This window comes from Spirosoma harenae (assembly GCF_054776975.1).
Genome location: NZ_BAAHBD010000027.1, coordinates 140,338 through 164,752 on the forward strand (window position 1 = coordinate 140,338; position 24,415 = coordinate 164,752).

Annotated in this window: 20 protein-coding genes and 1 tRNA gene; 14 read left to right on the forward strand and 7 right to left on the reverse strand. The window is 45.7% G+C overall.

Annotated features, from left to right (window positions below; translation table 11 throughout):
* Positions 1 to 215 precede the first annotated feature (215 nt).
* Positions 216 to 689, forward strand: a complete 474-nt coding sequence (locus ACYVE4_RS25640; protein ID WP_461043135.1) for a DUF1772 domain-containing protein — start codon at positions 216 to 218, stop codon at positions 687 to 689.
* A 95-nt stretch (positions 690 to 784) separates the two neighbouring features.
* On the opposite strand, the gene ACYVE4_RS25645 is transcribed toward ACYVE4_RS25640, so the two are convergent.
* Positions 785 to 1,837: a DUF2278 family protein gene (locus ACYVE4_RS25645; RefSeq protein WP_461043136.1), complete on the reverse strand. Its 1,053-nt coding sequence runs from the start codon at positions 1,835 to 1,837 to the stop codon at positions 785 to 787.
* Between the two features lie 117 nt (positions 1,838 to 1,954).
* On the opposite strand from ACYVE4_RS25645, the gene ACYVE4_RS25650 reads away from it, so the two are divergent.
* Together ACYVE4_RS25650 and ACYVE4_RS25655 are read left to right on the forward strand one after the other, a co-directional pair.
* Positions 1,955 to 2,524, forward strand: a complete 570-nt coding sequence (locus tag ACYVE4_RS25650; protein WP_461043137.1) for a Crp/Fnr family transcriptional regulator — start codon at positions 1,955 to 1,957, stop codon at positions 2,522 to 2,524.
* Positions 2,525 to 2,593: 69 nt separating this feature from the next.
* Positions 2,594 to 3,622, forward strand: coding sequence for an alpha/beta hydrolase family protein (locus ACYVE4_RS25655; RefSeq protein ID WP_461043138.1), 1,029 nt, complete (start codon positions 2,594 to 2,596; stop codon positions 3,620 to 3,622).
* Between the two features lie 8 nt (positions 3,623 to 3,630).
* Here the strand turns inward: ACYVE4_RS25655 and ACYVE4_RS25660 are convergent, their stop codons facing one another.
* Positions 3,631 to 5,649, reverse strand: a complete 2,019-nt coding sequence (locus ACYVE4_RS25660) for a M13 family metallopeptidase (protein WP_461043139.1) — start codon at positions 5,647 to 5,649, stop codon at positions 3,631 to 3,633.
* Between the two features lie 463 nt (positions 5,650 to 6,112).
* Between ACYVE4_RS25660 and ACYVE4_RS25665 the strand changes: the two genes are divergently transcribed.
* Positions 6,113 to 6,550, forward strand: coding sequence for a response regulator (locus tag ACYVE4_RS25665; protein WP_461043140.1), 438 nt, complete (start codon positions 6,113 to 6,115; stop codon positions 6,548 to 6,550).
* A gap of 70 nt (positions 6,551 to 6,620) precedes the next feature.
* Positions 6,621 to 7,070: a response regulator gene (locus tag ACYVE4_RS25670; protein WP_461043141.1), complete on the forward strand. Its 450-nt coding sequence runs from the start codon at positions 6,621 to 6,623 to the stop codon at positions 7,068 to 7,070.
* Positions 7,071 to 7,214: 144 nt separating this feature from the next.
* On the opposite strand, the gene ACYVE4_RS25675 is transcribed toward ACYVE4_RS25670, so the two are convergent.
* Positions 7,215 to 7,724: a hypothetical protein gene (locus tag ACYVE4_RS25675; RefSeq protein WP_461043142.1), complete on the reverse strand. Its 510-nt coding sequence runs from the start codon at positions 7,722 to 7,724 to the stop codon at positions 7,215 to 7,217.
* A gap of 253 nt (positions 7,725 to 7,977) precedes the next feature.
* On the opposite strand from ACYVE4_RS25675, the gene ACYVE4_RS25680 reads away from it, so the two are divergent.
* Positions 7,978 to 9,105: a hypothetical protein gene (locus ACYVE4_RS25680; RefSeq protein ID WP_461043143.1), complete on the forward strand. Its 1,128-nt coding sequence runs from the start codon at positions 7,978 to 7,980 to the stop codon at positions 9,103 to 9,105.
* Positions 9,106 to 9,207: 102 nt separating this feature from the next.
* On the opposite strand, the gene ACYVE4_RS25685 is transcribed toward ACYVE4_RS25680, so the two are convergent.
* Together ACYVE4_RS25685 and ACYVE4_RS25690 are read right to left on the reverse strand one after the other, a co-directional pair.
* The gene (locus ACYVE4_RS25685; protein ID WP_461043144.1) at positions 9,208 to 9,351 is read right to left on the reverse strand and encodes a hypothetical protein; all 144 of its coding nucleotides are present in this window, start codon (positions 9,349 to 9,351) and stop codon (positions 9,208 to 9,210) included.
* Between the two features lie 151 nt (positions 9,352 to 9,502).
* Positions 9,503 to 9,574: transfer RNA gene (locus tag ACYVE4_RS25690), tRNA-Glu, on the reverse strand.
* 183 nt (positions 9,575 to 9,757) lie between these two features.
* Between ACYVE4_RS25690 and ACYVE4_RS25695 the strand changes: the two genes are divergently transcribed.
* Positions 9,758 to 12,322 (forward strand): M14 family metallopeptidase, encoded by a 2,565-nt coding sequence (locus tag ACYVE4_RS25695; protein WP_461043145.1) that lies wholly within the window; start codon positions 9,758 to 9,760, stop codon positions 12,320 to 12,322.
* Positions 12,323 to 12,342: 20 nt separating this feature from the next.
* Here the strand turns inward: ACYVE4_RS25695 and ACYVE4_RS25700 are convergent, their stop codons facing one another.
* Entirely contained in the window at positions 12,343 to 13,008 is a 666-nt protein-coding gene (locus ACYVE4_RS25700) for a GNAT family N-acetyltransferase (protein WP_461043146.1), read from the reverse strand.
* Positions 13,009 to 13,279: 271 nt separating this feature from the next.
* Here ACYVE4_RS25700 and ACYVE4_RS25705 point away from each other — a divergent pair, with 271 nt between their 5' ends.
* Positions 13,280 to 14,260 (forward strand): NADPH:quinone oxidoreductase family protein, encoded by a 981-nt coding sequence (locus tag ACYVE4_RS25705; protein WP_461043147.1) that lies wholly within the window; start codon positions 13,280 to 13,282, stop codon positions 14,258 to 14,260.
* A 148-nt stretch (positions 14,261 to 14,408) separates the two neighbouring features.
* On the opposite strand, the gene ACYVE4_RS25710 is transcribed toward ACYVE4_RS25705, so the two are convergent.
* Positions 14,409 to 16,697, reverse strand: a complete 2,289-nt coding sequence (locus ACYVE4_RS25710; protein ID WP_461043148.1) for a GH92 family glycosyl hydrolase — start codon at positions 16,695 to 16,697, stop codon at positions 14,409 to 14,411.
* Between the two features lie 244 nt (positions 16,698 to 16,941).
* Here ACYVE4_RS25710 and ACYVE4_RS25715 point away from each other — a divergent pair, with 244 nt between their 5' ends.
* The 6 genes from ACYVE4_RS25715 (at position 16,942) to ACYVE4_RS25740 (ending at position 24,404) form a co-directional block, all read left to right on the forward strand.
* Positions 16,942 to 18,204: an efflux RND transporter periplasmic adaptor subunit gene (locus ACYVE4_RS25715; protein WP_461043149.1), complete on the forward strand. Its 1,263-nt coding sequence runs from the start codon at positions 16,942 to 16,944 to the stop codon at positions 18,202 to 18,204.
* A 5-nt stretch (positions 18,205 to 18,209) separates the two neighbouring features.
* Positions 18,210 to 19,664, forward strand: coding sequence for a TolC family protein (locus ACYVE4_RS25720; RefSeq protein ID WP_461043150.1), 1,455 nt, complete (start codon positions 18,210 to 18,212; stop codon positions 19,662 to 19,664).
* Positions 19,665 to 19,731: 67 nt separating this feature from the next.
* Positions 19,732 to 20,394: an ABC transporter ATP-binding protein gene (locus tag ACYVE4_RS25725; RefSeq protein WP_461043151.1), complete on the forward strand. Its 663-nt coding sequence runs from the start codon at positions 19,732 to 19,734 to the stop codon at positions 20,392 to 20,394.
* A 78-nt stretch (positions 20,395 to 20,472) separates the two neighbouring features.
* A complete protein-coding gene (locus ACYVE4_RS25730) occupies positions 20,473 to 21,717 on the forward strand; it encodes an ABC transporter permease (protein ID WP_461043152.1) in 1,245 nt (414 codons plus the stop codon).
* Positions 21,718 to 21,790: 73 nt separating this feature from the next.
* Positions 21,791 to 22,945, forward strand: coding sequence for an ABC transporter permease (locus ACYVE4_RS25735; RefSeq protein ID WP_461043153.1), 1,155 nt, complete (start codon positions 21,791 to 21,793; stop codon positions 22,943 to 22,945).
* Positions 22,946 to 23,018: 73 nt separating this feature from the next.
* The gene (locus ACYVE4_RS25740; protein ID WP_461043154.1) at positions 23,019 to 24,404 is read left to right on the forward strand and encodes a sigma-54-dependent transcriptional regulator; all 1,386 of its coding nucleotides are present in this window, start codon (positions 23,019 to 23,021) and stop codon (positions 24,402 to 24,404) included.
* Positions 24,405 to 24,415: the final 11 nt, after the last annotated feature.

Sequence of the window (24,415 nt, forward strand, 5' to 3'; positions counted from 1 at the left end):
TATGCTCTAAGCGAAAGATCTGATTTTTCTAATCCGTCTTCTCACCGAAAAACGAATTTTCGTCGGAGGGTTATCGTACTGACACTAACTTGATCGCCTGATTTCCTGAATTAATCCCAATCTTTTCCCAGTTGACTCCTGATTGTCAGCATTCCGAAAGGCAATCTGATAGGTTTGCAGCCTCAAATCACACAGGTATTTATCTGACTACAATTATGGATTCTCTGTCAACGAGTTTGCTTCTGTTATTAATTATCAACTTAGGTATAGCCTTCGGTGCTGGAATTTATGAAGCCAGGTTAACTATTCCTCAGTGGCTTTCCAAATCAGCGCTATCTGGTTATCAGGTCAATAACACGTTCATGAACGAACTCGATCCGGGAAGAAAATTTTGGTCCTTTGTTACGACTGGCCCATTGACACTGATCACCCTGGCTAATCTGTTTGTCGCCTGGTCTTCGCCACAGCCTATCCATACCTGGTGGCTTGCCGCCGTATTCATTACACTCCTTGAGCGGTTAGGCACTTTTACGTTTTTTATTCCAACGGCTATAAAACTCTTGAAAGCAGATCAGCTTCCAGCCTCACACGTTAACCGACTGGCAATGTTATGGATCAATCTGAATTACGTTCGAAATGCACTAACCATGATGGCCTGGCTCGTTGCTCTGTATGCATTTGGGTTGTAAATAAGTATGCAGAGCGAGTAGTATGCCCCCTATGGTCAACTATCTGTAGAGAATCATAATGACTATAAACATCTGACCCATAGGGTTATACTTGATTAAAACTTAATCAATTTTCCTTCTGCCTGCGCTTGTTGCTTTGTGTACTGAACTCCGCTAGTCTTAATGCCCTGACTATTCAGGAGCGAAATGGTTCCTCCCTTATTGCCCAAATTGAAATTGCTGTTGGCCGTAATTGTTATGTCCAGAGCACTGGTAGCATTGATCGTAACATTGTTGATCAAAAATTCATGACGGTTTCTGTCAACCAGTTTCCAGCCGTTTAACGATATGGATTCGTCGGTGGTGTTCAGTAAAATAACCTTCTCTTTTCCAACTTCATTTCCTTTCGGATTTACCAACGCGGCCACAATAACAACATCACCATCAACCTCCGTATCGACTACGACTGGTCCGCCATCCGAGGTGCTGGTAATACGATGACCAGTCTGATCATCGGTATGCAGCGTAGCCGGATTGAGGGTGTTGAATTGAGTTTGAAAGGCTAGCAGAATAGCTGTCCATCGGTTTAAACTTGGATAGTAAATCAGCAAACCCCCATCCTGAAAAACACCGTTATCTTTATCGAAAGAACCCGTTGGATTGCCCTGATTCATGTGGATGTCGTGCAGTCCCTGGTCTTTTATTTCAGGAAAGTATTTATCAGGCTTATTGGTACTTGGCCACTGTTCCCCGAACGCAAAAATCCGGGAAGCAGGATCGGCTTTCGATTTAGTTAGTGCTAACGTCAATTTATCTTCCAGATCATTATCCAGTCCGGGTGCGTTGTTGGGTAAAACGACCATTTTATTGAAATCGCCGACCATGTTTCGCCGTAAAAAATCCAGACCAAATTGTTTTCGCTTTGCCGTGTCGTTAATAGTAAAATTGCCGTTTTCGGGGAACGATTCCAGCAGACGATTGCATAATTCATGCTGATAATTCTCATCGACATAAGCCATCAGCATAGATCCATCCTGCGAACGGACATTGACAGCGATCCGATAAAACTCAGTGCCGGTGTTGAGTTTTATTTCGAAATGGTTGGCGTCAGACGCCATCAGGCCACGGTCGTAACGGCCCACGAAGAGGTGATAATTCGTTAGAGGCATGGGAAAGGTGTTTGGTGAATTGCTGGATAAAGAACGCTTTATTCGTAAGCCAGAACGACAAAACTATATTAACAGTAAGTTGCTTTTATTTAGCGGTTAGGAATTACTCTACTCTATATGCACCCTGCCCTGCGAGCCTTTCTTACCGGAAAAATTACGTTATCAGCCGAGGAGGAAGCCTTCGTTACGAACTGTTTCAAGCCGAAATTCACTCAGCGGAATGAAATTCTTGTAGCCAAAGGAAGCGTTGCCCGATATATTTATTTCGTAGTAAAAGGATGTTTGCGGGTATTTCTGACAGATGAGAAAGGGGATGAATCGACTCGCTTTTTGGTATTCGAAAATCGTTTTGGAACGGCGTTTCCCAGTTTTATTCTTCGACAACCTTCACTGGCGTCAGTACAAAGCCCAGAACCTTCGGAATTGCTCACGCTGAGTTATGACGATCGGCAGGCGCTCTACCGGACTATTCCTGCCTGGGAAACAATGGATCGAATTGGGCTGGAACTCGATTACATTGCGTCCATTCAGCGGATCGAAAGTTTTATTTCGTTAGACGCAAAAGCTCGTTATGATGCGCTACTCCATACTAACCCGGAACTCATTCAGCGACTTCCCGCTAAGATCATTGCGGATTATCTGGGCATATCTCAGGAGACATTGAGCCGCCTGAAGGCGAAAAAGTAAATTGTTGACTTTTGTCAATGTTTTTCCGGCAAACCAGGGCTTGCTTTGTACCACCCGATCAACAAAACGATGAACTACAAACTGCCCACAATTTTCGCCCTTCTACTGATTCAACAGGTAACCTTTGCTCAGCAAAAGTTACCTGCTCAACTTGGTCAGCGTACGTTTACCTTCACAGATGAAACCCGCAAACGACCAGTCGTAACGGAAGTCTGGTATCCAACCGACGACACATTAAAAGCGAGCGATAAGATGTTTTCTCCATTTCTTCGTCAGCATACTGTGCGGAATGGGCATTTACCTAATCAAAGATTACCTCTGATTATGCTTTCTCACGGTACGGGCGGTGGCCGATTAACAATGGAGTGGCTGGCGCAGGGATTGGCTCAAAACGGATTTATTGTAGCTGCTGTAGATCACTGGGGCAATACGTACGACAACAAGGTTCCTCTTGAATTTCTCAAGCCATGGGAACGTCCATTAGACATTAGTTTCGCTCTGACCGCTTTAGTAAAAGACCCTAATTTTCGCACGGTGATTGATCCTCAACGGGTGGTCGCAGCTGGCTTTTCGTTTGGGGGCTATACGGTTATTGCTCTGGCAGGGGCGGTGCTGGATTATCAGGCCTTGATCACCTATTACAAAACGACAGGCCGTAACGAATTAGATATTCCTGAACTGCCTGGTGTGGCCCGCTATCTGGACGACCCCTCCCTAAAAGCCGCCATAAAAAATCTGCCCGCATTGAACGATAATCGAATAAAGGCATTTCTGTCAATTTCGCCCGCACTCGGTCAGGGGTTTATCCGTAAAGACCAGATGAAAGCCATCCATGCGCCACTATATATTATAGGTTCAGAAAGCGATAGTATGGCCCCAGTCGCAACGAACGCCCGCCATTTTCACGCCCTAATACCAGGCTCAATCTATCATGAATTTGGCGGGAAAACTGGGCACTACGTGATGCTGAACGAAGCTATTGACGAGGTGAAAAAATCAGACCCTATTTATTTCGCAGATGACAAATCGGTTGATCGGCACCAGGTTCACGAAGCGGTGATTCAGTTAGCACTAAAGTTTTTTCGTAGCTCCTTGTGATAATCTCATTACCAAACAGTTATCCTTTCTTTTTCGGGTTTGTACATTTTGTCGCCCGGTTGCACATTAAAGGCTTTATAAAAAGGCGTGAAATTCATTAGGGGCCCATTTACCCGCCACTTGGCTGGTGAATGCGGATTGGTATTTACGTACATACCCATATACGCATCCCGTGTTTTTACCCGCCAGATTCGGGCTACCGAGATGAAAAACCGTTGATCAGGTGTAAATCCGTCCAGTTTCGTTGTGTCTTTGCCTTGTTCTGTCAACTTAAACGCATCATAGGCAATGGCAACCCCGGCAATATCTGCTGTATTTTCCCCAACTGTTAGTGCCCCTTTTACATGCACGGAATCCAATACGGTAAATTGATTGTATTGGTCAATAACCTGCTGGGTTTTCGCTTTGAACTTTGCGTAATCCGCTTTTCTCCACCAATTAGTCACGTTTCCGACTTTATCATACTGGGCGCCCTGATCGTCGAAGGAGTGCGTTATTTCGTGCCCAATCACCATACCGATTCCGCCATAATTCAGCGCATCATCCGCATTCACATCGAAATACGGAGATTGTAGGATACCCGCCGGAAAAACAATTTCATTGAGTGGAGGATTGTTGTATGCCGTCACGGTTGGTGGGGTCGTAAGCCATTCCGTCCGGTCGACTTTCTGCCCCACTTTAGCCAGGTTGTAACGGTACTCATTTTTATTGGCAGACAGTCGGTTTTCAAAATAAGCATCTCGTTTCACGTCTACCTTCGAGTAGTCTCTCCATTTATCCGGGTAGCCGATTTTCTCCGTGAAAGCGTACAGTTTTTCTTTTGCCTTGGCTTTGGTGGAATCACTCATCCAATCCAGCTTATTGATGCGGGCTTCAAACGCTTTTTCCAGATTGTCTACCAACGTAGCCATTCGTTTCTTAGCCGCTTCCGGAAAATACTTTTTTACATACAATTGGGCCAATGCTTCACCGAGCGAACCATCAACTGCTTGCACCATTTCTTCGGCTCGTGTTTTCTTAACGGCTTGTCCGGTCAGAATTTTTGTGTACGCAAAAGATGCATCCACAAATGGCTGACTCAGGAAATTCGAGTAATTGGTGAGCGCGTTGGCTTTTAAATAGACTTTCCAATCCTGGATAGAAACTGATTTTAACAGCGTGTTTAGCTTATCATAATAAGCCGGTTGTCCTACATTGACCGAATCAACCTGTACGCCCAGGTCTTTTACTAACGTTGCCCAGTTTAGATTAGGGTGTTTTTGGGACAGAGCCGCGACTGCTAGTTTATTGTAATTAGCCTTCACATCTCTAAGTTCGATATTCGTTCGATGTGCGGTTGCCAGTTGTTTTTCAATAGTATAAGCTACGAGTGCATTTTTCTGGGCGGTAGCAGCATCAGTACCTGTCAGTTCAAACAGGCGGGTGAGGTAGTTTCTATAGGCTTGTTGAATTGCAAGTGTTGACGAATCAGTCTTGAAATAATAATCTCTTTCGGGTAAGCCAATACCAGATTGATAAAACTGGGCAATATTGATTGTACTCTGTTTGTCATCAGGGCCTACCGAAAAACCAATAATCGAACCATCTCCTGCTTGTTGTTCTTCGGCCACCACTTTTAGCAATGAAGAAATATCGCTTATGGCATCGATGCGGGCGAGCAAAGGCTTGATAGGATCATACCCGCGCTTATTAATAGCGGATGTGTCCATGCCTGACGCATAAAAATCACCGACCTTTTGTTCGATACTTCCCGCTGGGTGAGTGTCTGCTGAAATGCTATCCAGAATTGCCTGCAACCGCATACGCTGGGGATAATTCAAAAACGAATAGGAGCCTACACCTGTTTGACTCGCCGGTATCCGGGCGGTATCATACCAAATGCCGTTGGCATACTTAAAAAAATCATCCCCCGGCTTTTTGGAAGTGTCTATCCCCGTTATGACTACGCGGTTGGTACTCTTATCCGAAACTTGCTTACAGGCTCCTGCCCAAAAAATCGCTAAAGAGAAGTATAGGAGTCTTTTCATCGTTTTTACTTTAATCGGCTTCAGCTTTCAGTACACGTCCAAAGCTAATCAAAAAGCACATACAGTTGCTGCGAGATGAGATTGATTGGGGATTAACCAAAGCCAGAGCAAATACTAAGAGGAGTTTACTCAATGCCTGGTCTTTTCTCTTATCGGTATTGAGTAAAGAGTTGGCTGAAAATGATTTACAACTAAACGATAGAAACCAGGAAGGGTTTCTGTTTCTGGCTAGAAAGCTTCTCTTAAACTCATTATGGGTAGCGTATAGTTTTCCTTCGTCTGATATGGGAGGATTTATCGAGACAGATACGGAGGCCGTTTCCTTGTAACAGGCTAACATTTTTTCGAACTTTACCTTCCAAAGTACGAAACGTCATCCCTTACATCTTATCAGCGAGAAAGGTCTTGGTGGTTTTTAAATTAGGTTTGCGGTAGCGTGGTGGTTTCATACCAATAGAAGCGAATGAAAAATACGTTTAATGTGTTGATCATCGATGATGATGAAGATGATCAGTATCTCTTAAAAACCGCTTTTGAAAGGGATTCGGCCTTCTACAATCTTCGATTTGCCAGCGATGGTACGGATGTTTTAGAAAGTATTAATAGTACAGAATTCTTGCCTGACTTAGTGTTGTTAGACCTAAATATGCCCCGGATAAGTGGATTTGAGGTGCTTACTCATTTGAAAAGTTCGCCCTTGTATCGACATGTACCTGTGTTGATTTTAACGACATCCGACAACGAGGAAGATATTAACCGAGCCTATGAACTAGGCGCTAATACATTCCTGATCAAACCTATGCAACATCAGGAATTGGTCGATCTTGCAGAGCAGATTCGTCTTTATTGGTTTAGGTTCGCTAAAATACCCACCCGCCGGGTCAATCAACGAAGCGATTAATGCCCTGTTATACAAGCGACTCCAAAATTGGTTCAGTATATAAAATTACCGCTATTCATTATCTGAACTTATGCTGTCAGAACCATCTATCCAAATATTTAGCATCCTCGTGGTGGATGATGAACCACCCATTCATGATCTTATGGTTAGAGTCGCTGAAAAGGTATTTCCTCAGGCGCGGTTTACCAATACCCGGTCTGTTCAGGAAACACTGGCGTATCTGGATGCCCAGGCTGATCAGCCGCCCCAACTCATTCTTTTAGATATTGACCTGCGCGAATCAGCTAATGGGTTAAGCTTATTGCCAGAATTACGGTCTCGTTTTAAAGGTCGAGTGCCTATTATCATCCTGAGCTATCTGGATGAGAATGATAAAATTGAGCAAGCCTACGAACAGGGAGCAGTGGCCTATACCCAAAAACCTGACGATCTGGAAAGCTGGCATGAGTATGTATTGATGTTACGGCGTTACTGGCATGATTCTGCCCGTCTGCCAACGGTGCCTCCTGTCGCATCATGAGTATTTATATTATGGTCAATAACCAAAAGGATCATCTTATTGGCGACGATCTCATCGATAAGTAGGTTAATAACCAGTATAACGAACGTGTTAATTCGCTAGGGCCATACCAATTAGTGTATGTCGAAAAGCCAGCGAAAAAAGTTAATACATACCGGCCATTAGCGACATATAATAGTTAGCACAGTGTATGGATGTCAGCAAGAGTAATTCCTTATTCGCCAGAGACTCAAAGCGATCAGATGGCTGAATCGTATAATTATAATTCAGGTGGCTCCATTTCACATGAGGCTTCATGACTACTAATTCATTTTCCTGCTGGTCGATAAGTAGAAACGATTCGTTAAATACACCTCGGTGCTTAAAAAGATATTCTTTCTCAATAGCATCAAAATAGGTTTTTAGCGCAATACTTCCATTCCAGTTCATGGAGAATGTCAGCAACACCATGTCAGCCTCTTTCAACTCAATGGTTGATCCCCAAAATCCTTTTGGAATAATCGAATAGGTCGAACGGTTAGCCAGTTCAATGGAAGCCGTAAACTGAAACCAGTTTTTATAGGTAAGTTCACCAATCGATTCATCGCCCTGCGTCACCTCAAACGAGAAAGGGTTGCTTGATTTTGCCTGATAGGCGGCCAATAAAGTTTTCATTCTCAAACGTGTTTAGTTGGTAAAAGTCGTTGACATACTAACGTTATCGCTGGAAAGCCAAAGAACCGCTTCCGGCTATTTCGTATGAAATTTCCATTATTTTTGATTGTAAAGTCAAGATCACAGCGTTGTTAAGTTGTGTGCAGTACTATTTACACAGACTTACACAGCTGTTTTTGTCGATAGCAAAGTGCGTAATTTGCCTTGTTTGGGCGCTTTCCTATCAGATATATCTATTTATTTCATTTGTGGTATGGTTACCGACCGCCAGCTGTTTGAAACCTTATGGAACGACGTCTTGCGCCAGTATTTTCGGGAGGAATTAGCCCTGGAATTCAATAATCCGGAAGACCCACCGGCTCCCATGAATCAGGTGTTGGGTAACATGCGTAATGTTAAAGGGGAAGAAGTATGGGCAAAATCTAGCCCCCATCTGGGTAAAAATCGATTGCCGGAATATGTCGCCCTGAAAACTGGACACCGATTCAGTGGCAGCAATTATCGGAATCATTACGACAATCTCCTTAAAAAAAATACTGATATTAATGCGAATCCGGAGTTCTTTTTAGCACTGGCAAAAACGCTGGGCTATCCAGATTTTAACGCCTATAAAACCGATTATGAGTCAGCGCTCAATTCCGAGCAACAGGAAAAAACTGACGCTGGCACGGCACAAACTATTCAAAACCTGACGGCCACTAATTACCGCCTACGGATTCAGGCACGATGGCTGCAAGCGATTGCGATCGGGCTGGTTGGTGTGCTGCTAATACTAAGTTGGTTATACATTTCAAAGCCATCTTCCGCCATTCCCCAAGGGCACATTCTTCGAAAAAGGGCGCATATCTCTACATTAGCTAAAGGCGTCATCGGTAATTGGTATAGCTATAATCGTACCTATGAAGCCCGGGGAAACACAGATCCCTATATTTTCAATCGAATGGCCTGGACGATAGGCTCCGATAAAGACGGTTATCTCACCTTCGATCGATACTGGAAAGCCATGGATTTCGCTGGCTGGATTGAATTTATTGATGGCGCTATTCCGCAACTCCATTTTTTTATGAGCGTATTCCAAACTGGAAACGGTCGAAAGGATGCCATAGGTTATCGGCATTTCAATTGCGGCTTATGGGGTGAAAACCACGACTGGCTTCGAGCGGATACGCTCATTTGTGTTTGCACTACCTATGATTTTAGTGCTAGTGGTCTGGGAGAACCCTTAGCTAGTCGTGAATTATTGATTCGACAACCGGGTATTTCATTTGATTCTCTCAAAAAAGGGGCTACCAGCCTGCCTCTTCAGCGTATGAGCTGGTTAGATAAAATCTTACCAAAGAAGACCAGTTATATTTATCAAAAGCCCAGCAAGATTGAGTAGCCCACAGGCGGATAGGATAGCATCGCTCGGTGCTTAGTTGGTTACAGAATCCTATCTCCAAAAATGTCGATTGTATATCATTCTCCTCATCCCTAAAACTCGTCACCCCACAATACGCTGATCAGCCTGTTGAATGACCGTTCGGAAGTATTCCTTTAGTTGAGCCGCAGCCTGATGCATCACCAGTAAACGGGCTACTCCTTCACTGGTTTCAACAAAAGAATGGGGCGTATCTTGAAGCACCATTAGCCGATCTCCCGCTTTTGAGTGGCCTATTGCTTTTGAGCAATAGCATACGATTTCTCCATAACTTTTGAGATTGATCCGAGAATAGGGGGTAGAAACAACAAAACCAGCCTTGTAAAGGGCTGGTTTTGAGCTTTTGTTTAATTGTTAGTGACCGATACGGGAATCGAACCCGTGTTACCGCCGTGAAAGGGCGATGTCCTAACCGCTAGACGAATCGGCCGTCTTGTGTCCAAGACCTAACGTTTTGGCGATTTAGCCGCTGCGTTAGCGAAACGTGGTGCAAAGGTAAGGCTATGTTTTTATAATACAACTACTAGCGGTAAAATTTTTCTAAAAAAAGGGTTTCTGATCGATTTACTGCTATTTTTGAAGGAGTTAGCTTTTTCGATTTTTCACCGTATACATGAAACACGTTCTACTGCTGGCAGCTCTGCTAACAGCAACCGTATCGGGCTTGGCTCAGTCAACGTCCTCTTCTTCAACAACTCCGTTAACACCTGATCAATTTCTAGGCTACAAGATTGGTGAACGATTCACACCGCACTATCGTGTTTTAGCCTACGCTGAACAAATTGCACGTCAATTTCCAACTCGAGTAAAACTGATTCCGTATGGTACGACCTACGAAGGACGACAATTGATGGTCGTCGCAATCGCTTCTGAAGCGAATATGACAAGACTTGAAGAAATTCGGACGAATAATCTCAAACGAATTGGGCTGATGGATGGAACACCGACAGCTTCGTCACAGCCACCCATTGCCTGGCTCAGTTACAACGTACACGGAAATGAAGCGGTGAGTTCAGAAGCATTTATGGAGGTCCTCTATCGCCTGTTGAACACATCCGATGTCGTTTCGCAGAAAATCATCAACACGACTGTCGTTATTCTGGATCCGGGCCTGAATCCAGATGGGCATGATCGCTATGTGAACTGGTATAATCAAATGCTGGGTCGAACTCCTGATCCAACACCGAATGCTCGTGAACATAATGAACCCTGGCCTGGTGGTCGTTATACACACTATCTGTTTGACCCAAACCGCGACTGGGCCTGGCAAACGCAGGAAATCACTCAGCAACGCATGGCTTTGTACCAGCAATGGATGCCGCAACTGCATGGCGATTTCCATGAAATGGGCGTTGAAAGTCCTTATTATTTTGCCCCGTCGGCCAAACCATACCACGAAGACATAACCCCATATCAGCGCCAATTCCAGCAAATTATTGGTCAGTATTGCAGCCGGTATTTTGACAAGAGTGGCTGGCTTTATTATACACGCGAACGATTCGATCTGTTTTATCCGAGTTATGGCGATACGTATCCAACCTATAATGGTGCGATTGGGATGACCTATGAACAGGGCGGAAGTGGTCGTGCCGGGTTGGCGATCACGAAAGCCGACGGCGATACACTCACGCTTCGTCAACGGATAGATCACCATTATACGGCTAGTATTGCTACCCTCGAATCGGTCGCGGATCGACCGGCTGAAATCGTGAAGGAATTTGGTCAGTTTTTCGATAAATCGCGGAATTCACCAATTGGTCCGTATAAAAGTTATGTCATTAAATCGAATGGGGATGCTGGTCGGCTTAAGGCATTACAGCAATTACTCGATCGTAACAAAATCAGTTTTGGCGTTGCCGGAAAAGCGCAGACTGCAGCGAATGGATTCAATTACACTACCCAGAAAGTTGATAAAAATGTGTCGGTAGGTGCTGAAGATATTGTGATTAGCGCCTATCAGCCAAAATCGACACTGCTGAAAATCTTGTTTGAACAGAATTCGGCGTTGGAGGATTCGGCAACGTACGACATTACCGCCTGGTCGCTGCCTTATGCATTCGGATTACAAACCTATGGTTTGCCAACCCGTATTGATCCAAAAATGGGAAGCGTTCCAACGCAAGCAACTACGATTCCTAGCTCAACTACCAGTACCCCATACGCCTATTTGATTCGTTGGCAATCATTACCATCTGTGCAGGTGCTAGCCAATTTGCTAAAACAGAAAATTCGGGTTCGAGCCGCCGAAAAAAGCTTTGAATTAGAAGGGAAAGCCTACCAGTCTGGAACGTTAATTATCGCACGAACGGGCAATGAGCGGTTAGGCGATCGACTTGGTTCAGTAGTTATGCAGGCTGCTACTTCGGTAGGGGCGGAAGTGGTTCCTGTTCAAACTGGCTTTGTAACATCAGGCTCTGATTTTGGCTCTGATTTCGTATCTGGTTTGAAAGCTCCGCGAGTGGCCGTATTGGTTGGCGAAGGGACTCCTCCGCCATCGGCAGGGGAGGTCTGGCACTTTTTCGATCAGGAATTAAAATACCCCGTAACGCTACTCGATGGAGGTTCATTGGTTAATGTGGAGTGGAGTAAATTCGATGTGCTGGTGCTACCGACTAATTACAATTACAGCCGTGTGTTAAATGATCGAACATTGGCATCGATCAAAGAATGGATTCGGGCAGGTGGAAAACTCATTGCTATGGAACGGGCTTCTGCTTTTCTCGCTGGTAAGGAAGGGTTCGAGCTAAAAGAAAAAGAAGAAAAACCAACAGATAAAGCCAAAAAAGCGGGTGCTGCCGATTCGATCAAACTATACGTAAACCGCGAACGATCAGCTATTTCGGATGAAATTCCCGGAAGTATTTACCGCGTTAATCTCGATACGAGCCACCCACTGGGTTTTGGCCTAACGGGGGGCTATTATTCGCTGGTTCAGAACGCTTTTAACTTTGATTTTCTGAAAGATGGCTGGAATGTCGGGTATCTAAAAACGGATAATTACGTAGCTGGTTTTTCGGGAAGAAACGCTAAGGAAAAATTGAAAAACACACTGCTGATGGGCGTTCAGAATATGGGTCGTGGAAGTGTTGTGTACCTGGCCGATAATCCGCTTTTCAGAGGGTTCTGGTACAATGGAAAATTACTCTTCAGTAATGCCGTATTCATGGTGGGAAACTAATTGGGTTTCCCACCCTAAAACTAATAATCGCTTAGACTGCTGATAGACAATGCATTAACGGTTTCCCACGAAAATGGAATCCAGATGCCACTGGTGGCATGAAGAACCTCTGTTGCTGGTTCACAGGCGAACAGTTTGTAGTCGAATTTAGGGAAGTTATGAACGAGATAGCCGGGGTAGTAATAGGTTTTACGTTGAAGCTGAGCATGTTTCATCTTCTGCAGCATAAGGAATTTGCCTAAACTGTATTTCCGATAGTCGGGATCATAAAAGTTCATGATCCCGGCAATACTCTGATTCCCATCGTCAAAAATACCAGCGGCTATTAACTTTCCCTGATCACGAACTTCAACCACATAGCTATCAAAAACATTCTCAGTAGCGCCGTCCAGCAGGCAGGCTTCAACCGAATCGGGTGCGTCAAAATTAATCGAATCCCGATACTTGGCGTAGAGAGTTTCTAGTTCGTCGTTCAGCGCAAATGGCTTAACCGCAACCGAAAATTTTTCATTGCTACGTAGCAGTCTCAGTTGCTTCGTTCCGTAGGTAACGTCCGGTAGCACAATACGTAGCCAATGTACGGCGCAAAGCCGATTGCCAAAACGGGCTATCTGGCACGTAAAAATGTCCTGATGCATCCGAAAATAGCCCATGCTTAGGCATAAATCCAGTTTGCTTCCAGTCATAGGTTGAGTAGGGGCTTATGGGTAGTGGCTTGTGTAATGGCGTCAAATTAACGCGAATTCAGCATTAAACATTCATGCACACAAGATTATTTATACTGCTATTTCGTTAGGGTCTATACGCCTACATATCAGTATAGTAGAAACCACTTGTGGGCAGGAACGGGTGCCAATGTTTTTTCGGCGATCCATCAGTTTTACTCGGTAAATCGATTTGTATGCCTAACTAGTTTATGAAAATTGACCATTTCCTAACTCTCTTAATTCGCCTTTTATGAAAGCCATTCTTTGTCGTGTCTATGGGTTACCTGATTCGCTCTCGCTCGAAGATGTCCCATCGCCAGTACCGGGAGCGGGTGAGGTCTTAATTCAAGTGAAAGCCTGTAGTTTGAACTTCCCTGATACACTCACGATCAGAAATATGTACCAGTTCAAACCACCTTTGCCGTTTTCGCCGGGAAGTGAAGCTTCGGGCGTCGTAAAAACAGTAGGTGAAGGGGTCAAACATGTTAAGCCTGGTGATCGTGTATTTACGTTTGGCACGCATGGCGGCTTGGCCGAAGAACGCATTGCGGATGCCCGTGCAACAATTCAATTGCCCGACGGAATGGATTTCGTAACCGGCGCATCGACGCTTTATGCGTTTGGTACGTCGTATCACGCGCTGAAAGATCGGGCGCAGCTTAAAGAAGGCGAAACATTGCTGGTGTTAGGGGCTGCTGGTGGAGTAGGGTTAGCGGCTGTTGAATTAGGGAAATTAATGGGGGCAACGGTCATTGCGGCAGCGTCAACGGATGAAAAATTAGCTGTTTGTCGGGAGAAAGGGGCTGCGCATTTGATCAACTATAGCACCGAAGACTTGCGTGAACGAATCAAAGAAATTACACAAGGGAATGGGGTTGATGTGATCTATGATCCTGTTGGCGATCGTTGGGCTGAACCTGCCATTCGATCGCTGGCCTGGCGAGGACGGTATTTGGTCGTTGGTTTTGCTGGAGGTGAAATTCCCAAAATACCACTGAATCTGGCTTTGCTGAAAGGTAGTTCTATTGTGGGTGTATTCTGGGGCATGTTTGCTCAGAAAGAGGCTACGCTGAACCGACAAAATATGCAGACACTCGCGATCTGGGCGACAGAAGGTAAGATTTCGCCCCACGTATCGAAATTATACTCACTGGCCGAATCTCCTCAGGCGCTTACGGATATGATGGAGCGCCGGGTTGTTGGGAAAGCCGTGGTTGTGATTGGAGAATAAGTACATTGAAGAAGTACCTAATAGTCAGTAAGTTTATTTTTTATCATCCTGACGACAGGGAGGATCTTACCGTTTCCTAATATACAAATAAGGACAAATTGAGATCCTTCCTATTGTCAGGATGATAAAGAATAAACAACTACGCTATTCACTTCTTAGTCGGTTTAGCCGACATGTAAAACGTCAGTTTTCCGCCTTTCAGGATATCGGAATGAGTGATGACCGGCTTGGTCAATGGCTTACCATCCAGTAGAACTTTCTGTACGTAGACGTTTTTATCACTCTGATTGATGGCTTCAATCGTAAACGTTTGGCCATTGTCGAGGTTTAGTTGCGCTTTTTTCACCGAAGGGCTGCCCAGCGCATACTCTTCAGAACCAGGTGCTACAGGATAAAAACCCATCGACGAAAACAGATACCAAGCACTCATCTGGCCGCAATCATCGTTACCTCCTAACCCATCTGGGGTAGGTTTGTACTGCATTTTAAGAATCATGCGGATACGTTCCTGCGTTTTCCAGGGTTGACCCGCCCAATTGTAAAGATACGCTACGTGATGAGCAGGTTCGTTACCGTGAATGTACCCACCGATGATTCCTTCACGGGTAATGTCTTCGGTTTCAGCAAAGAACTTATCAGGTAAATTCATCGCAAACAACGTATCAAGTCGGGCGGCAAATTTCGTTGGGCCTCCCATGTACTGAACTAATGTAGCGGGGTCTTGTGGGACGAAGAAACTGAAATTCCAGGAATTGCCCTCGATAAAGCCTTGTCCGTGAGTACTATACACATCGAACTCAGGTTTAAATGTTCCATCCGTTAGCCGTGGACGCATAAATCCGATGGATTTGTCGAAAACGTTCTGCCAGTTTTGAGCGCGTTTTCGGTACGTTTCGTACACGTCCTGCCGATTTAATTTTTTCGCCAGTTGCGCAATGCACCAATCGTCGTAAGCGTATTCAAGCGTATTAGAAACTGACGTACCATTGGCCGTAGCCGGAATGTAGCCTTTATCGATGTAATCACCAATGCCTTCGTATTCACGGTGATTGGACGTAGCCATGCAGGCTTCCAACGCCTTTTGGGCATCGCCTTTAAATACACCTTTGATAATTGCATCGGCCAGCACCGATACGCTGTGGTAACCGCTCATACACCAGTTGTCATTGGCGTAATGCGACCAGATGGGCAGCATTTTCAACGTACTCTGATCGTAGTGGGCGAGCATGGATTGTACCATATCGTTGTTACGTCCCGGCTGCATCAGATTGAAAAAAGGATGTAGCGCCCGATACGTATCCCAAAGTGAAAATGTTGTGTAATTGGTAAATGCATTGGCTCGATGAACGCTCTGATCCAGTCCTTTATATTGCTCGTTGCCATCCATATAAATGGTTGGGTTCACAAACGCATGATACATCGAGGTATAAAAATTTACCTTATCCGTTTCTGATGCATCGATCTGAATCTTAGCCAGTTCCTGATTCCAGGCGGCTTGTGCCTGTGTTTTTACCTGCTCAAAATTCCAGTGGGGAACCTCGTTCTGCATATTGGCCAGCGCGTTTTCCTGACTCACTGGCGAGATCGCCATTTTCAACTTAATCTTTTCGCCTTCCTGCGTATCGAAATCGAAATACATGCGAATTCGCTTACCAGCGATTTCCGGGAAATTGCGTGTCTGATCAAATTTTCGCCAGAACCCTTTGTAAACCTGCGGTTTATCGAGATTTTTCTGGCCGTAGCTTTTAAACGGTTTGGAGAACGATAGGGCAAAATAAACCGTTCGGGTACGGGCCCAGCCAGTCGTTTGGCGATAACCCGTAATCAACGTATCGTTCACGACACGCACATACGTCCAGACAACTTTATCATCATAATTGTAAATGCCATGCATTAAATCCAGAATGATGTGCGACTGATCTGATTTCGGAAACGTATACTGATGTACGCCAACGCGGGTAGAGGCCGTCAATTCGGCCAGAATATTATGATCGTCTAATTTAACCTTGTAATAACCCGCTTCGGCAACTTCGTTGGCGTGCGAAAACGCTGATCGATAGCCACGTTGAGGATTCGATGAAACGCCCGGATTGAGTTGTAATTCGCCCTGTGTAGGCATAATCAGAAAGTCGCCGAGGTCAGAGTGGCCCGTTCCGCTGAAATGGGTGTGACTAAAACCAACGATCGTTTTGTCTTCGTATTTATAGCCTGCGCAATACCGATACACATCACCGTTGTATTTGCCGTTGAAATCGTAGGAAAGCGTGTCTGAATCGGGACTAAGCTGGACTGCACCAAACGGTACGGTCGCACCGGGAAACGTGTGCCCCATTTTTTCGGTACCAATCAGCGGGTGGACATACGGTACCAGATTCGGTTGCGCGAAGGAAAGCAAAGCAAGAAACTGGAAAAGAATAGAGAGGGTAACTTTTGTCATTTTTTGAGGATAAACCAATAATGAAAAAACTAAAGTTAAAAAGGTACGAAAAGCTTTCCGGCTTTCATGTTGAAAAAAAAACGTTCAGATAGTTTTTCAGTTGGAGCGCTCGTGCGGAAACGTAACGATCTGTGCGAAATCGCACAGTTTCTGGTGCTTTGATATAGACTAATTGATTGATAAATAGAATATTACGTACTGGCACATTGTTTGGCTTTATTCTCTGTGACTGACAACAGAGAAAATGGATAAAGAACTTGCCCCAGAGATCGCCAATCGAAGCCGAAACCGAAACCTATTCATCGGGGTAGCCATTGTGGTCGGATTAGTCGCTACGGTCCTATGGGCAAGAAATGCCCTGAAAACATCGGTGGAAGCCAGTCGGATTCGGACGGCGATCGCAGAGACTGGCCCCGTTGAAAACTCACTGAATGCAACGGGCGAAGTTATTCCGGCTTTCGAACAAATCTTTACTAGTCCGATTCGGGCCAGCATTCGACGTATTCTACTCTTGCCAGGTACAGCCGTAAAACCTGGTCAGCCGATCCTTGATCTCGATAAATCACTGTCTGAAATTGAGCGGGAGAAACTGGCTGACCAGCTAGCACTGAAACGGAATGGTATTGACCAACTCCGTATGAAGTTGAACAAAAGCTTGTACGATGCCGAAGTGAACGATCAGATTAAACTGCTCAATATCAATAAACTAAAAGCTGATCTGGAAGGCGCTCGCCGGTTGCAGAAAGTAGGAGGCAGCACTGCCGAAGACGTAACTCGCGCGGAAAACTTACTACGTGTTGCTGAGTTGGAGAAAAAACAACTGGAAAATGATCTGGTTTACAACCGGCAATCGATGGGGGCCAGTTTACGCGAGACAACTCTACAGGCGCAGATCGAAGAAAAAAATCTGAAAGAATTAGACCACAAACTGAATCAGGCCAACATCGTTGCCGACCGGCCTGGCGTGTTGACGTGGGTAAACGAGAATATTGGCTCGTCAGTAAACGAAGGTGAAATATTAGCTAAACTGGCTGATTTAGGCAGTTTTCGAATCGAAGCTTCCTGTTCTGATGTATACGCCAGTCAGGTAAAAGCAGGTTTGCCCGTCATTGTAAAGGTGAACGAAACGAGCCTGCGGGGGCAGATTTCTCAGGTGAAACCCGCTGTGAAAAATGGGGTTTTGCAATTCGTGGTTCAATTAGATAATAGTCACCACGCATCGCTACGACCAAATATGAAGGTCGATGTATTTGTGATCACGGATCGTGTTGGAGAAGCGGTTCGAGTAGCCAACGGACCGACGTTTAAGGGTAAGCGTAAACAATACATCTACGTATTGCCAAAGGGTAGTAACGTAGCACAACGGCGGGAAGTGACCGTCGGTTTGTCCAACTTCGATTTTGTAGAAATCAAACAGGGGGTGCAGGCAGGAGAACAGGTTATTCTGACCGACCTGAGCGAGTATGAGAATCTGGCAGAAATCACCGTTGACCCCAAGAAACCATAATCGCTATGAACCGCATCTGTTTTTTATTACTCGGTTTGTGGTTATTGGGTAAAACCGCTTCCGGGCAAACGCAACCTGTCACACTGAACGAAGTGCTACAATTAGCTCAAAATCAGTCGGTAGCGGCCAAGCGAGCCAGTACGCAATTACGGACGAACTACTGGCAGTACAGGTCATTTCTGGCACAGTTCAAACCTCAACTAAGTCTAGATGGTACGCTGCCCAACTTCACCCGGTCGTATGTTCAGGTAATACAACCCGATGGAAACATTCAGTTCGAGCCCGTATCCTACAATAACTCGATCTTGAATCTATCGCTAAGTCAGACGATTGCGCCAACGGGTGGGACAATTTTTATTCAGAAACAACTGCAGCGATTCGATAATTTCATTCAGGGAAATACGCTGTACAATGGCGTTCCGTTTGGGATTGGACTGAGTCAGCCGTTGTTCCAATTCAACCTGATGCGATGGGATCGAAAGATTCAGCCGCTGGTTTATGCCGAAGGCAATCAACAGTCACTCGAGGCTCGCGAACAGGTTTCGTTATCAGCTACCACACTCTATTTTGATTTGCTGGTGGCGCAGGTGAATCTTCAGATCGCTGAAACCAATCGCATTAACAACGATACGCTGTATCACATTGCGTTGCACAAACTCGATCTGGGCAAGATTTCGCAAAACGATTTACTTCAACTTCAATTGAGCGTGTTGAATGCGGAGAAAGATTTGGCTTCGGCCCGGCAAACAGAAGCAGTGGCTTCGCTACGTCTGAGGTCATTTACTGGAATGCGTGATACGGCTCAATTGCAGCCGCTTAAACTGGCTATTCCCAATCAATTACCGATGTTAGCCGTCAACGTTCGACAGGCCCTCGATGAAGCCGTTGCCAACCGTTCCAGCGCTATCGGCTTCCGTCGACGATTGCTGGAGACCGACCGGGATCTCGAAAAAGCACGCAAAAATAATGGGCTGAATGCTGCACTAACAGCCGGTTACGGATTGTCGAATCAGGGGCCGAATTTGGGTGATATTTATGTACGTCCGCAGAATCGCGAATATGTGTCGCTTCAGTTCACTTTACCAATTATGACCTGGGGACGAGCGCAGGCATTGGTTGAAACGGCAAAGGCTAATCGGGAACTGACGCAGCAAACCGTTGAACAGGATAAGCTGACATTTGAGCAGGAGATTTTTACACAGGTGACATTGCTACAGATGCTTCGCCAGCAGGTAACCCTGACCGAAAAAGCTGATCAAATTGGCCAGAGTCGCTATCAGATTGCGCAGGATCGATTTAAACTCGGCGACCTGAGTGTGACGGATTTAGGAATTGCTACGCAGGAAAAAGACCGCGCCCGTCGCGACGCTATCATCGCCCTCCGTGACTACTGGCAAGCGTTTTATACCCTTCGTTTATTGACTTTATACGATTTTGAAACAAACCAGAAAATAAAGTAACTCACCTCACCCCCGGCCCCTCACCTAAAACAGGAGAGGGGCCGGGGGTGAGGTAAACACCAAAGCTATGATACACCTCAAAAACATCGAAAAAGTGTACCGGACCAGCACTATCGAAACGCTGGCGCTGAATAACATCAATCTGGATATTCAGAAAGGCGAGTTCGTCTCCATTATGGGGCCTTCGGGTTGTGGCAAAAGTACGCTACTGAACGTAATGGGATTGCTCGATGAACCGTCGAAAGGTACGGTAGAGCTTGATGGGCAGCCCGTTACGCAATATCGCGACAAAGAGTTGGCCCGGTTGCGAAATCAGAAAATTGGATTCATTTTTCAGAGCTTCCACCTGATCAATGACCTCTCGGTGCTAGACAACGTAGAGATTCCTTTGCTATATCGATCTACAAATGGTAAACCGCGTCAGGAGTACGCTAAAGATGCGTTGGCGAAAGTAGGCTTGGGGAATCGTATGAAGCATTTTCCTAAGCAACTGTCTGGTGGTCAGAAACAACGGGTCGCAATTGCACGGGCTATCGTCGGAAATCCCGACATTATTCTGGCCGACGAACCAACCGGAAATCTCGACAGTGCGATGGGAAACGAGATCATGAACATCCTCCAGCAACTTAACGACGAGGGGGCTACCATTGTGATGGTTACCCACGACGAACAAATGGCCAAACGGACGCATAGGCTGGTAAGGTTATTTGATGGCACGCAAGTTTTATAAAGAGTGAATGAGCGAAAAGCTAGCATGATCCCTTACTCTTCCGCTCTTTCACTCATCCACTCGTTCACTCATTTAAAAATGCTTTTAAACTACATAAAAATCGCCTGGAAGGTCTTGCTGCGGCATCCGTTCTATACCTTCATTACGCTCTTCGGTATCAGCCTGACACTAACTGTTTTAATGGTACTAACATCGTTTCTCGATCACCTCTTCGGCACTCATTATCCTGAAGTTAGGCGGGATCGGACCCTGTACATTATGCAGATGGATTTGCGGGATTCGACCCGAACATCCCGGAGTTCGGGGCCTATGAGTTTCAAGTTTTTAACGGATTTCACGAAAACGTTGAAAACGCCCGAACGGGTAACGATTGCCACGTTTATCAATAGCTCGAATGCGTACGTGGGTTCGCAGAAAATTAAACTGAATACAAAGTTTACCGATGCGGATTTCTGGTACGTTAACGGATTCGAATTTCTGGAAGGAAAACCTTACAACGAACAAAATATTGCTAATGGCGATTACGTAGCGGTCATTACCGATGATTTGAAGAAACAGTATTTTGACGAATCGGAGACGGCGGTGGGAAAGACGATCGAGATCGAAAATATTCGCTATCGGGTTATTGGCGTTGTTAAAAGTGGGCCTATCACCCGGCCATTTAGTTATGCTGATGTCTATTTCCCCTATACAACACCCAAAAGTAATTACCAGCGAAGTGGTAAGCGAGGTGGATATGTCTGCATGATACTTGCTAAAAACAAATCTGATTTTGCGGCCATTCAGGATGAATTTCAGGCTCGAATAAACCGGATTCCTCTACCGGGCGTAGAAGATGGTTTTAAATATAGTGTGCTGGAAGTACGCTGTGAACCCTACATGGAGAATTTTATCGGTACTATTATCGGTGAGAATGCGGGACTCAAGACCATCTTTTTCGGTGTCGTTGCTTTCATCATGCTAATGGTGATGGGATTGCCAGCCATCAATCTGGTCAATATTAACGTTAGTCGCATCATGGAGCGTGGTTCTGAAATTGGCATTCGTAAAGCCTTTGGAGCTCCTGTTAAAACGCTGGTCTGGCAGTTTATCGTGGAGAATATTTTCATTACGTTGATTGGCGGGGCAATTGCGTTAGCTCTGACAAGTATTGCCATTCACCTGATTAATGCAAGCGGCTGGATTGCCTTTGCCGACCTGACCATCAACCTAAACGTTTTCCTGGTTAGCCTGTTGGTTTGTCTGGTTTTCGGATTCCTGTCGGGCGTACTTCCCGCTCTCCGTATGTCGAAACTTACTATTGCTGAAGCTTTAAAAGCATAGGGCATGGGGGTAAGGGCGGAGGGTTGGATAAATCCTCTTTGACCCGAACCCTCTGCCCCAAACACTTACTCCTATGTTACAACATTTGTTTAAATTAATCTGGAACAAAAAGAGGTCGCACGCACTACTGATCGTGGAAATCTGGGCTTCGTTTATGGTACTGTTCGGACTGGCGACCTTGATTGTCATTAACGTTGGTAATTACCGGGAGCCGCTTGGGTTCACGTATGAGAACGTCTGGGCTATTGGCCTGAGAAACAATCAGGATACGGTTGCCATCGCTGATAAACAGCAGCGCATATTACAGCGGCTGAAAGCTTATTCTGAGGTGGCGGCCGTTTCTCGAATGAGTGGTAATTTCCCCTTTTCGGCCAATCAGATGAATAACGGTGTCGAATATAATAAGCGGAAGGTACTGGCTGATTTTTATGTGACCGATGAGGATTTCGTGAAAGTGCTCGACATCCCGTTAACGGCCGGGAGCTGGTATCGAAACGTCGATAGCGTTGGGAAATACAAACCCGTTGTGATAAATCAGAAAGCAAAAGAGGGTTTGTTTGGCGACGAAAATCCATTGGGGAAAATCCTTGCCGATAAATTTCGAGTGGTTGGAGTAGTCGATAAATTCAAGGCGAAAGGGGAATTTATGACGGATAAACCAGCGATTTTTGAACTGGTAAAGCTCAATGAAACCTGGAACGACACCATGCTGATACGCGTGAAACCCGGAACCGATGCGGTGTTCGAAGCGAAAATTGTGAAAGACATTGCGTCGATGGTAACAGGTTGGAGCGTTGAAGTCGACTACTTGTCCGATTCGCGAAAAAACCAGCATAATCTGGTATTGGTGCCGGTCATTGTGGCGCTGATTGTGTGTACGTTTCTCTTGATCAACGTGGCACTGGGCCTGTTCGGCGTACTGAATCTGAGCATCGCCAAACGTCGGGGCGAAATAGGCCTACGCCGAGCCATTGGCGCAACAGGCAGCGGTATTTCAACCCAATTCATTAGCGAAATCTGGGTGCTCGCTACGTTTGCTATGCTAATCGGTCTGCTCTTCGCCAGTCAATTTCCACTGCTAAATGTTTTTGATGTCCAGGCAGGTGTGTACGTAACAGCGATTATTATTGCAATTGCGGTCATATACGGCATCGTTACAATATGTGCCCTGTTCCCAAGTCGGCAGGCTGCCATGATTCAACCCGCCACAGCTTTGCATGAGGAATAGGATAGAAGTATAGTTCGATCATTTTTGATGAAGCGCAAATAAATTTGTGGCTAATACCCAGTCCTCTGCTGAAATGATTCTTATCATCGACGACGATATTGCTGTTCAAACGTCTCTTTCTCTACTATTTAAGAAAGAGGGCTTTGCTGTGCGCCTGGCGGATGGTCCCTTCGAGACGTTTGAGGTGCTGGCGGAGGAGACACCGGAAGTTATTTTGCTGGACATGAATTTCTCGGTCGATACGTCGGGCGATGATGGACTGAGGTTACTTCGTCGGATTCGGGAGCGGATTCCGAACGTACCAGTCATTCTGATTACGGGCTGGGGCAGCATTGACCTGGCCGTAGATGGAATGAAAGCAGGAGCAAAAGATTTTATCACCAAACCCTGGCAAAACGAACACCTCGTCCAGTCCGTCAGAACGGCGCTTAATTTGGTACAAGCGCAAACGGTAACTGTATCGCCTAGTCGACGGAAACTTGATCAGCAGTTTCAATTCGATAATATTATTGGTGAAGATGCCAATCTGCTGGACGTGCTATCGACTATCGGGCGTGTGGCTCCCACCGATGCGCCCGTCCTGATAACGGGGGAAAGTGGTACGGGAAAAGAGTTAATTGCTGAGGCCATTCACCAGAATAGCCGTCGGAAGCGGCAGCCATTTGTAAAGGTAAACTTGGGGGGAATTTCGAGTACGTTGTTTGAAAGTGAACTTTTCGGTCACGTTCGAGGAGCGTATACGGATGCCAAAAGTGATCGCATTGGTCGATTTGAACTCGCTAACAAAGGCTCTATTTTTCTGGACGAAATCGGCGATCTTGATCCGGCAAGTCAAGTTAAGCTGTTGCGGGTATTACAGGATCGAACGTTTGAGGCCTTAGGCAGTAGTAAGTCGAGGACGGTGGATGTGCGGGTCATTTGTGCCACGAATCGGAATCTGGAAGAAATGGTTAGCAACGGACTATTTCGCGAAGATCTGTTTTACCGAATCAACCTCATTACTGTTCGGCTACCCGCTCTCCGCGAACGTTCGGGCGATATTCCGTTATTGGTTAATTACTTCGTCAACAACCTGAAAACCATTTATAATCGCCCTGACTTGCGCGTGAGTTCAGGCGCGCAGAAATGGTTGAAAAACCTGGCCTTGCCCGGCAATATCCGTCAACTGAAAAATATTGTTGAGCGCACCGTTCTCCTTGCCTCTAGCGACGAACTTCAACCCGATGATTTTGAACGAAATTTACCTACTGCCCCCAACCCACTGTCCCAAGCCCTTAGTCCTCTCCCACAAGTTGGTACCATGACATTGGAAGAAATGGAGTACCAGATGATTCAGCGTGCAATGGCTTTTCATCAGAACAGGGTCGCTAAAGTGGCACGAGCGTTGGGTATCACCCGTTTTGCACTCTACCGTCGATTGGAGAAATTTGGCATACCGTATTCAGAGGCAGAGGGGTAAGGACGGAGGGC

Excerpts from the sequence above, each read along its gene's own strand:
- ACYVE4_RS25640 (WP_461043135.1), top strand. The coding sequence starts at position 216 with ATGGATTCTCTGTCAACGAGTTTGCTTCTGTTATTAATTATCAACTTA.
- ACYVE4_RS25645 (WP_461043136.1), bottom strand. The coding sequence starts at position 1,837 with ATGCCTCTAACGAATTATCACCTCTTCGTGGGCCGTTACGACCGTGGC.
- ACYVE4_RS25650 (WP_461043137.1), top strand. The coding sequence starts at position 1,955 with ATGCACCCTGCCCTGCGAGCCTTTCTTACCGGAAAAATTACGTTATCA.
- ACYVE4_RS25655 (WP_461043138.1), top strand. The coding sequence starts at position 2,594 with ATGAACTACAAACTGCCCACAATTTTCGCCCTTCTACTGATTCAACAG.
- ACYVE4_RS25660 (WP_461043139.1), bottom strand. The coding sequence starts at position 5,649 with ATGAAAAGACTCCTATACTTCTCTTTAGCGATTTTTTGGGCAGGAGCC.
- ACYVE4_RS25665 (WP_461043140.1), top strand. The coding sequence starts at position 6,113 with ATGAAAAATACGTTTAATGTGTTGATCATCGATGATGATGAAGATGAT.
- ACYVE4_RS25670 (WP_461043141.1), top strand. The coding sequence starts at position 6,621 with ATGCTGTCAGAACCATCTATCCAAATATTTAGCATCCTCGTGGTGGAT.
- ACYVE4_RS25675 (WP_461043142.1), bottom strand. The coding sequence starts at position 7,724 with ATGAAAACTTTATTGGCCGCCTATCAGGCAAAATCAAGCAACCCTTTC.
- ACYVE4_RS25680 (WP_461043143.1), top strand. The coding sequence starts at position 7,978 with ATGGTTACCGACCGCCAGCTGTTTGAAACCTTATGGAACGACGTCTTG.
- ACYVE4_RS25685 (WP_461043144.1), bottom strand. The coding sequence starts at position 9,351 with ATGGTGCTTCAAGATACGCCCCATTCTTTTGTTGAAACCAGTGAAGGA.
- ACYVE4_RS25695 (WP_461043145.1), top strand. The coding sequence starts at position 9,758 with ATGAAACACGTTCTACTGCTGGCAGCTCTGCTAACAGCAACCGTATCG.
- ACYVE4_RS25700 (WP_461043146.1), bottom strand. The coding sequence starts at position 13,008 with ATGACTGGAAGCAAACTGGATTTATGCCTAAGCATGGGCTATTTTCGG.
- ACYVE4_RS25705 (WP_461043147.1), top strand. The coding sequence starts at position 13,280 with ATGAAAGCCATTCTTTGTCGTGTCTATGGGTTACCTGATTCGCTCTCG.
- ACYVE4_RS25710 (WP_461043148.1), bottom strand. The coding sequence starts at position 16,697 with ATGACAAAAGTTACCCTCTCTATTCTTTTCCAGTTTCTTGCTTTGCTT.
- ACYVE4_RS25715 (WP_461043149.1), top strand. The coding sequence starts at position 16,942 with ATGGATAAAGAACTTGCCCCAGAGATCGCCAATCGAAGCCGAAACCGA.
- ACYVE4_RS25720 (WP_461043150.1), top strand. The coding sequence starts at position 18,210 with ATGAACCGCATCTGTTTTTTATTACTCGGTTTGTGGTTATTGGGTAAA.
- ACYVE4_RS25725 (WP_461043151.1), top strand. The coding sequence starts at position 19,732 with ATGATACACCTCAAAAACATCGAAAAAGTGTACCGGACCAGCACTATC.
- ACYVE4_RS25730 (WP_461043152.1), top strand. The coding sequence starts at position 20,473 with ATGCTTTTAAACTACATAAAAATCGCCTGGAAGGTCTTGCTGCGGCAT.
- ACYVE4_RS25735 (WP_461043153.1), top strand. The coding sequence starts at position 21,791 with ATGTTACAACATTTGTTTAAATTAATCTGGAACAAAAAGAGGTCGCAC.
- ACYVE4_RS25740 (WP_461043154.1), top strand. The coding sequence starts at position 23,019 with ATGATTCTTATCATCGACGACGATATTGCTGTTCAAACGTCTCTTTCT.